This is a genomic window from Sphingomonas sp. NPDC019816 (assembly GCF_050274375.1).
In the GTDB taxonomy this organism is placed as follows: domain Bacteria; phylum Pseudomonadota; class Alphaproteobacteria; order Sphingomonadales; family Sphingomonadaceae; genus Sphingomonas.
This window is the reverse complement of the sequence record NZ_JBNNOB010000221.1, coordinates 1-3,406: the sequence shown is the minus strand read 5'-3', so window position 1 is coordinate 3,406 and position 3,406 is coordinate 1. Positions and strand designations below refer to the sequence as shown.

Sequence of the window (3,406 nt, the reverse complement as noted above, 5' to 3'; positions counted from 1 at the left end):
GGCCTTCGGCCTGCCACCTCCCCGTGCCGGGGAGGATTTGTTGGTTTACACCGCCGGCTTGTCGCCGATCTGTTCGGCCTGTGCGCCGCTGTCGGGGCGCGCGGGGCCCAGGATCGGTTCCTCTCCCATCGGCTCGTTGCGGAAGACGGTGAATTCGCCCTTGCCGTCGACGCTCGGCCCCTGCGTCCAGCGGCCTTCGGGATAGGTGCCGTCGACCGAGGTGACGAAGAAGTCGTAATTATGCTCGGGATGCTCCTTGGCCTGCGGGAAGGAGTTGGGGATGGGGAGCGAACCCTCGGCACCCAGTTCCTCGATCACGGCCAGCCACTGCTCCTGATGCATGGTGTCGCGCGCGATCATGAAGTGGAGCATGTCCTTCATGCCCTGATCATGCGCGGCGTTGTACAGCCGCGTCGCCAGCACCCGGCCGGTGCTCTCGGCGGCGACGTTGCAGTACATGTCGGCGGCGACGTTCCCGCTGGCATAGATATGGCTCATGTTGAACGGCACGCCGTCCGAGTCCACCGGCTGTGCCGCGAGGCCAGTCGACAGGATATGCTTGTGCAGCGTCCCCTCGATCGCGTGGCGGGCATTGCCGCCACCCATCACCGCACCGACGATGCCGTCCGCCGCGCCCTCTTCCTGAAGCGAGGCGGGCGCCTTGTCGAGATTGAGCGCGACAGCGGTCGCCAGCATCTCGATATGCCCGATCTCCTCGGTCGCGGTGTGGAGCAGCATGTCGCGGTATTTCGGCGTCGGCGCACGGTTGCCCCAGGCCTGGAAGAAATACTGCATGCAGACGCGGATCTCGCCCTCCACGCCGCCGATCGCCTGTTGCAGCATGCGCGCAAACAAGGGGTCGGGATTTTCGCAGCGGACGGGATATTGCAGGCGCTTGTCGTGATAATACATGGTCGGCCTCGCTTCTGGTTGGCGCGTCGGGCGCGGGGGATCAGTGGCTGGCGGTTTCGCCTGCGGCGCGGCGTTCGAGATAGCGGCGGGTCAGCGCGGCGTTGTTCTCATCGACCCAGGCCGCCATCGAGAGTTCCTCGTTCAGCGACTGGGTGAGCAGCGGCGTCGCGTTGCCGAAACTGCCCGCGTCGGCGACAGTGATCAGCGATTTGTAGCTGGCGGCCTCGAAATTCTCGAAGGCGAAGTTCGCGAAGCTGTTTTTCAGGATCTCATCGGGCGCGAACACATGACCCAGCGCGGCCATGTTGCCCGAGAAGGTCAGCGCGGCGTCCTTCAGCATCGATCGGCTTTCGTTGAAGCCGTCGAGGATTTCCTCCAGCCGGTTGATCTGCTGCTCGGTCTCGCCGCGATGCATGCGCAGTCGGTCGGCAACGTCCGGGTAGTTGGCCAGATGATCGAGCTGTCGGTCGATCAGCGCCAAAGCCTGATGCTCGACAGCGTGGGCGTTCTTCAGGCCGGTGACGAATACCGACATGACGACATCGTTGGGCAGGGAAGCCATGGGCATCACTCCTGTAGGGGATCAGAGGAAGGGGGTGCCGCCGGTGACCGGAATGGTCGCGCCGGTGATGTAGCTGGCCTCATCGCTGGCCAGCATGACATAGGGCGGGGCGAGTTCGGCGGGCTGCGCGGCGCGACCCATCGGCGTCTGCTGGCCGAAGGTCTTCACCGCCTCGGGCGGCATGGTCGAGGGGATCAGCGGGGTCCAGACCGGGCCCGGCGCGACCGCGTTCACCCGGATATTCCGCTCCGCCAGCATCTGCGCCAGGCCAGCGGTGAAATTGTGGATCGCACCCTTGGTCGTCGCATAGGCCAGCAGCTGTTCGCTCGGCTTGTCGGCGTTGATCGAGGTCGTGTTGATGATCGACGATCCGTCGCCCATATGGGGCAGCGCGGCCTTCACCAGATAGAACATCGCATGGATGTTGGTGGCGAAGGTGATCTCCCATTCCTCGTCGGGAATGTCCTCGATCGCCTGGAAGGTCGCCTGATGCGCGGCGTTGTTGACCAGGATGTCGACCCTGCCGAACGTCTGGACCGCGCGCTCGACGATCGTACGGCAATGCGCGGGATCGCTGACATCGCCGGGGATCAGCAGGGCCTTGCGGCCCGCCTGTTCGACCAGCCGCTGCGTCTCGGCGGCGTCTTCATCCTCCGACAGATAGGATATGACCACGTCCGCGCCTTCACGGGCGAAGGCCAGGGCGACCGCGCGACCGATGCCGCTGTCGGCGCCGGTGATGATCGCTTTCTTGTCGGTCAGCTTGCCATGACCGACATAGCTGTGCTCGCCATGATCGGGGCGCGGGTTCATCGCCTCGGTCTGACCGGGCATGTCCTGCTGCTGTTCGGGCTGTGGGGGGGTGGGGCGTTCGTTCATGGACCGTCTCTCCTCGCCCGGTCCAATGGGCGGGCGGGACAGGCGTTCCTGGAAAACGCGTGATCTTAAAACGTATTAATCGGTATTTTTGGGTTCCGTTAAATCATCGCACAAACCGCTCGCTCCGCCCGATGCGGCTTGCTCCAGGTTAGCGAGCATGGTCCGCTCCAACGCATCCATCGCATCGGCATAGCTGTGCGAGTCCGTCGCGATCGTCTCCATCGCGAAGTCGTGCCCGCGCGCGGCGGCCCGAAAGGCGACCCCGGTGGCGTCGCCGCGCGCGACGATGACCCGCGCATCCTCACCCCAGGCATGGATCGCGTCGAGCAGCGGCGCGGCGGCGTCCCCAAGCGGCGCGGGCGGGGCGGCGATCTTGGTCAGGCCCTGGCGCAGCTTGCCCAGATCGACCGCACCGCGTGCCAGCCGCCACCACTCGCCGGGACTCGCGAGCTTGCGCGCATAATGCCGGCGGATCGCAGCGGCGGGGGGAAGCGCGTCGGGTTCGTCCGACAGCCAGGGATTGGACAGCAGCATGCCGCCCAGTTGCGCCTCCGCACCGAACATCGCGATCGCCGTCGCGGCGTCGCAATTGCCGAAGCCGATGACGCGCCGCAGATGGGCGGCATGCGCGAAGGCGTCGACGGCCGCCGCGATATCGGGGCCGCTCGATTCCCAACCGCCATTCACGCCCTCGCTGTCGCCGACCCCGCGCCGGTCGAAGCGGAACACCGGATAGCCGCGCGCCGCGATCCGCGCGGCCAGGATCGTCTGGCCGCGATGCGCGCCCATGCGCGGCTCGTTGCCGCCCGAGACGATCAGCAGGCCGGTGTCGGACGCCGCCTCGTCCAGCGTGCCGATCAGGGTCGCGCCCTCGCAGGGGAAGGAGATCAGCCTTCGCATGTGGCGATCCATTGGGCGATATCCTCGGCCAAGGTGACGGCGAGGTCGGGGTCTTCCTGCGGCTCGGTTTTTTTTTTTTTTTTTTTTTTTTTTTTTTTTTTTTTTTTTTTTTTTTGGGGGGGGAAGAAAACACTTTTTGAACCCCTTCCCCAA

At 65.2% G+C, this 3,406-nt stretch carries 5 protein-coding genes; 1 reads left to right on the top strand and 4 read right to left on the bottom strand.

All coding sequences use genetic code 11. The features are described 5' to 3' along the window. Positions 1-45: 45 nt before the first annotated feature. From ACQKJZ_RS18670 to ACQKJZ_RS18655, 4 genes are all read right to left on the bottom strand, one after another. Positions 46-912, bottom strand: coding sequence for a manganese catalase family protein (locus ACQKJZ_RS18670; RefSeq protein WP_312488114.1), 867 nt, complete (start codon positions 910-912; stop codon positions 46-48). Positions 913-952: 40 nt separating this feature from the next. Beyond that, on the bottom strand, positions 953-1,474 hold the full coding sequence (locus tag ACQKJZ_RS18665) for a ferritin-like domain-containing protein (RefSeq protein ID WP_312488115.1): 522 nt from the start codon (positions 1,472-1,474) through the stop codon (positions 953-955). A 21-nt stretch (positions 1,475-1,495) separates the two neighbouring features. After that, the gene (locus tag ACQKJZ_RS18660; RefSeq protein WP_427733116.1) at positions 1,496-2,353 is read right to left on the bottom strand and encodes an SDR family oxidoreductase; all 858 of its coding nucleotides are present in this window, start codon (positions 2,351-2,353) and stop codon (positions 1,496-1,498) included. A 75-nt stretch (positions 2,354-2,428) separates the two neighbouring features. After that, positions 2,429-3,253: a hydrolase 1, exosortase A system-associated gene (locus tag ACQKJZ_RS18655; RefSeq protein ID WP_427733114.1), complete on the bottom strand. Its 825-nt coding sequence runs from the start codon at positions 3,251-3,253 to the stop codon at positions 2,429-2,431. Between the two features lie 11 nt (positions 3,254-3,264). Between ACQKJZ_RS18655 and ACQKJZ_RS18650 the strand changes: the two genes are divergently transcribed. Then, positions 3,265-3,393, top strand: a complete 129-nt coding sequence (locus ACQKJZ_RS18650; protein WP_427733112.1) for a hypothetical protein — start codon at positions 3,265-3,267, stop codon at positions 3,391-3,393. The last annotated feature ends 13 nt before the right edge of the window (positions 3,394-3,406 follow it).